We start from the raw sequence: 7,142 nt of genomic DNA on the forward strand, positions 1-7,142 counted from the left end.
AAACCCTAATTTAATTTTAAAAGATATACTTTTTCTAAAGTTTTAGCACGTGTTTTTTTATTGATAAAATTCCATTGTAATCGGCTAATACTATAGTTGTCAAATTCTTTTAGTATTGTAAACTTGATTTCATCTTTTTTTAATTGATTAAGTAAGTTTTTATCTGCGTAAACTATACAGCCTTTATTAGAAGAAAGCTTGTTATATGGTATATGGTTAACGGGGTTTTTTACATAAAATTCAAAAGCAAAATGGTGGTTTTTTCCACCTATAAAAAAGGCATTTCCATCATAATTTTTATTAACAAATTTTGCAGCGTATACACCGCCTACATATTGCTGTATTGTTGGGTAAAGATGGGTTATTAAAAATGCATTAATGCATAAAAAAATAATGCTTGTTACGTAAAACAAAGATAATTCTTTTAAAATGTTAGGCTGTTTAACTACGTATAAAATTAATGATACTGCAAAAATGAGTACAATTAAAAAAGTATAATTAATTGCAGGCTGTAAAAAATAACTTATGCCCATAACCAATAAAATAACTAGCGCCATTTGGCTGTACAGAATAATAGCATAAGCTTTTTTTAATTGTTTGTATTTCGATGAAAGTTTATAAATAAAATCAGCAGTTATAATTGCCATAAAAGGAAATACAATATTACTGTAGTGAGGCAGTTGAAATTTGCTTAACGAAAAAATAAGTAGCGTAATAAAAGTTGCAAAAAAGGTGTAGAATTCTTCATTTTTTTGAATTTTTTTAAAGTTGCGTTTTATTTTAAAAAACGAAGCAATATAAAAAAGTAACGACCACGGTAAAAAAGCCCATAAAATGGTATGGATAAAGAAAAATACATCTCCTTTTCCTTTTATAGGAGCGGTATTAAAAAAACGTCCAAATTGACTGTCCCAAAAGAAAAATTTAATTCCTGAAACATTGGTTTTGCCAAATACTATTTTTTCTGGATGTAAATCAAATTGTAAGTATAGTGTATATAGTTCGGGTAAAATAAAAATAAAAATTAATAACATAGCAACAAGCCACATAGGGTTAATAATTTCTTTCCATTTACGCTTAACTAATAATTCGCCTCCTATCGCAGCAGCAATGGGTATAAGTGCAAAAACTCCTTTAGTCATTACAGCAAAGGCACTAAACAAAGATGCTATAATTAGGTGTTTTAATTTTTTATTTTCGATATACTTATAAAACCAATAAAAAGCAGCAATAATAAACCCAGTTAAATAAGCTTCAGCACGAACATCAAAGTTTGAAATTATACTGTGTTCTGCCGTAATAAGTATAATTACAGCCATTATAGCTGTAGTTTTATTGTATGTTTTTTTGGTAAACTGATAGGTTATGTAGGCACCAAAATAGAAAATTAAAACACCAAAAATTTTGTATGATATGTTGTTTATGCCAAAAAACTTAAAAGAAATAGCGGTTAGCCAAAAAGGTAAATGAGGTTTATCTAGCCAATCTTGTCCTTGTGAAAACAGATTAATAAAGTCATTATTAAGACACATTATTTTAGAAATACTACCATATAAAGTAGCATCGGGTTCTATTAAGTCAAGTGATAGTCCTAAAATAGTTACAAAAATTGCTAATGTTAAAATAGCAATAAACGTAAAGTTTTTTTTAAAAAATGGGTAATTCATCAAAGTAGTTCGTTATGGTTAGAGTAACGGTAATATTTTTTTGGCAGAATTAAAGGGGGTAGAAGTGCCATTTTCTACCTTTTTAATTTCTTCTTGCAATTGTTTTTGTACTTTACTATTGCTAAAAAAAGAGGTTTTAAGTTCTTGATTAATTGTTTCTATAAGCCAATATTTGTTTTGTTTTGCTCTTTTTTTTTGAAACAAACCAGTATGTTTTGTATCACTAACATATTGCTCAATCATTTTGTAAATCGGATTAATTCCTTTATTTTTAAGAGCACTTGCTGTTAAAACTTTTGGTTGCCAGCCAGTTTCTTTAGGGGGATACAAATGTAAAGCCCGATTAAATGCTGTTTTAGCAATTTTTGCATTTTTTTCATTATCGCCGTCGGCTTTATTAATAACAATAGCATCTGCCATTTCTATAATTCCGCGTTTAATACCCTGTAGTTCATCGCCAGCACCAGCTAATTTTAGCAATAAGAAAAAATCTACCATTTCATGTACAGCAGTTTCACTTTGTCCAACTCCGACAGTTTCAACTATAATTGTATCAAACCCTGCAGCTTCACATAAAATAATACTTTCTCGTGTTTTTTGAGCTACTCCGCCTAGTGAACATCCTGAAGGGGAGGGTCTAATAAAAGCATTAGGGTTAGCAACTAGTTGTTCCATTCTCGTTTTATCGCCCAAAATACTTCCTTTATTTACAGAACTGCTAGGGTCTATGGCTAAAACAGCAACTTTTTTTTCTAAAGCAGTTATGTGGTTTCCTAAAGCCTCAATAAAAGTGCTTTTTCCTACACCAGGAACCCCTGTAATTCCTATTCTTATTGAGTTGTTGGCATATGGTAAACAACGTTCTAATATTTCGTTAGCTTTTTTTTGATGTTCACTATTTGTGCTTTCTATTAAAGTAATGGCACGACTCAAAAAACTAATATCACCCGATACAATACCCTCAACAAACTGATTAATAGAAGGCTGTTTGCTACGTTGTGTTTTTATTTTTTCAGCCCACAATTTATTTGTGTTTTTTAGCGGTAAAACATCGGTTTTTTTATTCTTAGAAATATTTTTTTTCTCAGTCATAAAATGTATATCGTTTTTATTTGTGTTTTATGGTAGCATTGCCAAGAAAACACAGGGTATAAAACTACAAATTTAACGTTTTCATTGTATTTATAATAGTTAACATATGTAGCGTAAAATTAGAGATAAATTACGATATCCTTTAATATAGATTATCTTGTGATAGCAATAAATTTATTAAAATATACACAAATAGAGGACGAATAGTTTATAGGTGGTAAGTAATAAAGAATCAAAAAGCTACAACATAAACTATATTTAGTATGCTATATTGTTAACTAAAATTTTATAGCTTCTCTAGCTACCCATTCTTAAAAAGTGCCTATATTTACGCTTTTAAAACAGTCTCTTTTTTGATGGAATTATACAGAGAAAACCAACTTAAAGTATACAATTCACTAACTAAAAGTAAAGAACTTTTTAAACCAATTACTGAAGGTAGGGTGGGTATGTATGTTTGTGGACCTACGGTTTATAGTAATGCTCATTTAGGAAACGTTAGAACATTTATGTTTTTTGATGTTGTGTTTCGATATTTATTACATTTAGGCTATAAGGTACGCTATGTGCGTAACATTACTGATGCAGGACATTTAGAAAATGACGCAGATGAAGGGGAAGATAGAATTGCCAAAAAAGCACGATTAGAGCAAATTGAGCCAATGGAGGTAGTACAGCGTTATACGGTAGATTTTCATAATGTTTTAAAAAAGTATAATTTTTTACCGCCAAGTATCGAACCTACTGCCACAGGACATATTGTTGAACAAATTGAAATGATTAAAGAAATTATAAGCAAAGGTTTTGCTTATGAGGTAAATGGATCGGTTTATTTTGATGTTTTAAAGTATAATAAAATAGGTGATTATGGTATTTTATCGGGAAGAAAAATTGAAGATGCCATACATAATACAAGAACTTTAGATGGGCAATCCGATAAAAAAAATCCACAAGACTTTGCTTTATGGAAAAAAGCAGACGAACGCCATATAATGCGTTGGCCTTCTCCTTGGAGTGATGGTTTTCCTGGGTGGCACTTAGAATGTTCGGTAATGAGTACCAAGTACCTTGGTGAACAGTTTGATATTCATGGTGGTGGAATGGATTTGAAGTTTCCACATCACGAATGTGAAATTGCACAATCGAAAACCTGTAGCGGAATAGCACCTGTAAATTACTGGTTACATACTAACATGCTGTTGTTAAATGGTCAAAAAATGGCAAAATCTACAGGAAATTATATTTTACCCGACCAAATATTAACAGGTGAAAACACCATTCTTAGTAAAGCATTTTCGGCTAGTGTAGTTCGTTTTTTTATTATGCAGGCAAATTATAGAAGTATATTAGACTTTTCTAGTGAAGCCTTAGAAGCATCAGAAAAAGGACATGCAAAATTAATGGAAGCTGTGCAATTTTTAGACACGGTTATCCCTAAAGACAGTTCAACATTTGATGTAGAAAACTGGAAAAAGGCATGTTACGAAGCTATGAACGATGATTTTAACACCCCTGTTTTAATTGCTAATTTATTTGAAGCAGTAAAAATAGCCAATCAAATTAAAGATGGTAAAGCTAGCTTAAACGCTAAAGACTTGTCAGAATTAAAAACGACCTTAAACGCATTTGTGTTTAACGTTTTAGGTCTAATGAAAGAAAATCAAGAGAATGATGTAAATAAAATTGATGGCGTAGTAGAATTGCTAATTAAGTTGCGAAAACAAGCAAGAGACAATAAAAATTGGGTATTGTCAGATCAAATTAGAGATGAATTAGCAGAGTTAGGAATTCAGCTTAAAGATGGTAGAGAAGGCACAACATTTTTAATTAATTAAGTAGTTGTTTTGAAACTAAAAACTATTATAGCATATCCATTTATACTACTAGTTCGTTTTTATCAGGCAGCAATTTCGCCTTATACACCTGCAACTTGCCGCTTTACCCCCACTTGTTCTAGCTATGCCATAGAAGCGTTGCAAAAACATGGTTTTTTTTATGGTGGTTGGTTGGCGTTAAAAAGAATAGTAAGTTGTCATCCTTGGGGTAAAAGTGGTTACGACCCTGTGCCCGAAAAAAAAGAAAAAAAGTAATATTGCCACAAGTATTGTAAAAAGAGGTTAACCATTAAAATAAACGCCTCTAATTAATATTCAATACAAAGAGTAATATTTAAAGTTTAACGTAATATCGTTTTTAACACTAAAAAAATTATGAATTATTTATCTGTAGTTTGGAATCCTTCTATCGGAATTGACCTAGGCTTTTTTACCATTCGTTGGTATAGCTTAATGTTTGTTGTTGCTTTTATATTAGGGTTGTATTTGATGAAGAAAATTTATATTAACGATAACATTCCAATAGAAAAACTAGACCCGCTATTTATGTATGTTTTTATTTTTATGTTAATAGGCATGCGTTTAGGTGATGTGTTTTTTTATAGTTGGGACTATTACCAAAACCATTTAATAGAAATTTTTCTTCCAATTAAAAAAAGCGCAAATGATTCTTTATTAGGGCTTATAAAAGGATGGAAATTTACAGGTTTTAGAGGTTTTGCTAGCCATGGTGCCGCCATTTCAATACCTATAGGGGTTTATTTTTACACCAAAAAGTATTTGCAAAAATCTTGGCTGTTTGTTTTAGATAGGTTGGGTATTATGGTGGCTTTAGCAGGATTTTTTATTAGAATGGGCAATTTTTTTAATTCAGAAATTTACGGTAAGCCAACAGGGTCAACCTATGGTGTAATTTTTAAAGCAGATGGGCAAACCATTCCTCGTCATCCAACACAACTTTATGAAGCATTTAGTTATTTGGTTTTATTTTTTGTGTTGTGGTATTTGTATTGGAAAACAGATAAAAAGAAAAAACAAGGTTATTTGTTTGGTTTATTTACAGTTGTACTTTGGTCATTACGGTTTGTTATAGAGTTTTTAAAAGAACCTCAAGTTCAACAAAGAGGTCAAGAATGGTTTTTTAGTCCTTTAAATACAGGTCAAGTATTAAGTATTCCTATGGTGCTAATTGGTTTTTGGCTAATGTTTAGAAAAACTAAAATCCAGAAATAGCATATTTTTTTGGAATCTTTTTTGATGTATCTATTAATTGTAAGATGAAAAAGTTGTTATACATATATGTATTTATGCAAGTTGTTTTAGCTTCAGCACAAATAAAAGATACGTTGCCTGATTTTGACAATGAATATATGTTGATGAAAGAAGGAGATTCTATAATGATTAAATTAAACGAAGTTACTCTATTTCCAAAACATAAATTTAAATCATCAAAAGACGCCATATACTATTATTGGTTTCGAAAAAAAGTGTTTAAAGCTTACCCTTATGCTACTTTAGCAGCAGAACGAATAGATACGGTTAAGGCGCGTGTAGATAAAATAAAATCAAAGAGTAAAAAAAGAAAGTATATTCGTATAGTTCAAGAGTATCTTGAAAACCAACTTGCCGATCAGTTAAAAAAAATGACCCGTACAGAAGGTCGTATACTTATTAAGTTAATACATCGGCAAACGGGTAAAACCGCTTACGATAATATAAAAGAACTTCGTAGTGGGTGGAAAGCATTTTGGTATAACACTACAGCTAACCTCTTTGAGTTATCATTAAAAACAACATATAACCCTTTAGAAGTTAATGAAGATTTTTTAATCGAAGATATATTGCAACGTGCTTTTATAGATGACAGTTTAGCGCCTCAACCTTCAAAACTTCAATTCGATTATAAAGAAATAGTAGCCAATCATAATAATGCTATAGATGTAGAAAAATATAAGAAAATGTTTGCTAAGAAGAAGAAAAAGAAAGATAAAAAAGTCAAAGACCAGCAAAAATAATACTACCAATCCCTTTTCAGGGCTATTTCTTACATTCTTTTATAATATACTCTAGTTGCTTATTTATATCGACAGTCTTACTTTCACATAGTTATTTTGGTATCGAAGGGAGTGTGTAGTTATTTTTTTAGCGGGTTGAGTTTTTTTAAAGAGGTGTTTTTTAGGTAGTTATAAAAAAGATTAAAAAAAGATTAAAAAATATTTGGAATTAGATAAAAAAGCTATCTATATTTGCACCCGCTAATACGGATACGGGTTATGGTTTAGGTGTTGGCAGAAGTTCATTAACTTATATAGGATGTAGTTTTGTAGGGGTAAAAATTTTGCAAAAAATAATTCAAAAAAAAGCTTGTTAGGTTTATAAAAGGGGTTATCTTTGCAGTCCGATTTTTCGGGAAGCTTTTGGTTTTTTTTTTGGTTGTTTGAAATTGGGGTTTGAAAAAAAATAAAAAAAGTTTTTGCTAATTAGAAAATAGTTTATAATTTTGCATCCGCTTTCAGAAATGGAGGTTTAAGTTCACAGAGATTTTGGA

At 30.4% G+C, this 7,142-nt stretch carries 6 protein-coding genes; 4 read left to right on the top strand and 2 right to left on the bottom strand.

What is annotated here, in order from left to right:
• Window positions 1-5: 5 nt before the first annotated feature.
• Together AB2B44_RS05280 and meaB are read right to left on the bottom strand one after the other, a co-directional pair.
• On the bottom strand, window positions 6-1,667 hold the full coding sequence (locus tag AB2B44_RS05280; RefSeq protein ID WP_369048499.1) for an ArnT family glycosyltransferase: 1,662 nt from the start codon (window positions 1,665-1,667) through the stop codon (window positions 6-8).
• Between the two features lie 18 nt (window positions 1,668-1,685).
• Window positions 1,686-2,759: a methylmalonyl Co-A mutase-associated GTPase MeaB gene (gene meaB, locus AB2B44_RS05285; RefSeq protein WP_369048500.1), complete on the bottom strand. Its 1,074-nt coding sequence runs from the start codon at window positions 2,757-2,759 to the stop codon at window positions 1,686-1,688.
• Between the two features lie 356 nt (window positions 2,760-3,115).
• Between meaB and cysS the strand changes: the two genes are divergently transcribed.
• The 4 genes from cysS to AB2B44_RS05305 all read left to right on the top strand — a co-directional run bounded on the left by cysS (window position 3,116) and on the right by AB2B44_RS05305 (window position 6,609).
• Window positions 3,116-4,594 carry a cysteine--tRNA ligase gene (gene cysS, locus AB2B44_RS05290; protein WP_369048501.1) on the top strand — a complete coding sequence of 493 codons (1,479 nt, stop codon included), beginning with the start codon at window positions 3,116-3,118 and terminating at the stop codon, window positions 4,592-4,594.
• 9 nt (window positions 4,595-4,603) lie between these two features.
• Window positions 4,604-4,849 carry a membrane protein insertion efficiency factor YidD gene (gene yidD, locus AB2B44_RS05295; RefSeq protein ID WP_369048502.1) on the top strand — a complete coding sequence of 82 codons (246 nt, stop codon included), beginning with the start codon at window positions 4,604-4,606 and terminating at the stop codon, window positions 4,847-4,849.
• Window positions 4,850-4,969: 120 nt separating this feature from the next.
• Window positions 4,970-5,827 carry a prolipoprotein diacylglyceryl transferase gene (gene lgt / locus AB2B44_RS05300; protein WP_369048503.1) on the top strand — a complete coding sequence of 286 codons (858 nt, stop codon included), beginning with the start codon at window positions 4,970-4,972 and terminating at the stop codon, window positions 5,825-5,827.
• A 44-nt stretch (window positions 5,828-5,871) separates the two neighbouring features.
• The gene (locus tag AB2B44_RS05305) at window positions 5,872-6,609 is read left to right on the top strand and encodes a DUF4294 domain-containing protein (RefSeq protein ID WP_369048504.1); all 738 of its coding nucleotides are present in this window, start codon (window positions 5,872-5,874) and stop codon (window positions 6,607-6,609) included.
• Window positions 6,610-7,142 lie beyond the last annotated feature (533 nt).

This window comes from Tenacibaculum sp. UWU-22, assembly GCF_041021355.1.
Lineage (GTDB): Bacteria > Bacteroidota > Bacteroidia > Flavobacteriales > Flavobacteriaceae > Polaribacter.